Origin of the sequence: Paraprevotella clara YIT 11840 (genome assembly GCF_000233955.1) — a bacterium.
Taxonomy (GTDB): domain Bacteria; phylum Bacteroidota; class Bacteroidia; order Bacteroidales; family Bacteroidaceae; genus Paraprevotella; species Paraprevotella clara.
Genome location: NZ_JH376724.1, coordinates 1 through 324, shown reverse-complemented (window position 1 = coordinate 324; position 324 = coordinate 1). Strand labels below are relative to the sequence as shown.

Genomic DNA, 324 nt, shown 5'->3' with positions numbered 1-324 from the left:
CTGACTGGCTAATATTTGTGCTGCCAAGATACCAGCATTCTTAGCTCCATTGAGGGCAACGGTAGCTACAGGCACCCCGCTGGGCATCTGCAATATAGAGAGAACAGAGTCCCAACCATCTATAGAATTACTACTTTTTACAGGCACGCCTATGACCGGTAGAGGCGACATAGCGGCAAGCATACCAGGTAAGTGAGCAGCGCCACCAGCCCCTGCAACAATAACATTGAAGCCTCTGCGATGCGCATTGGTGCCAAAATCCATTAGTTTTTCAGGAGTGCGGTGTGCCGATACTATATCAACCACGGTTTCTATGTCGAAAGA

Annotated in this window: 1 protein-coding gene; it reads right to left on the bottom strand. The window is 49.1% G+C overall.

Annotated elements, in window-relative coordinates:
* Positions 1–324: 5-(carboxyamino)imidazole ribonucleotide mutase (locus HMPREF9441_RS17290; protein WP_008623823.1), on the bottom strand; the 324-nt coding region annotated here is incomplete at both ends.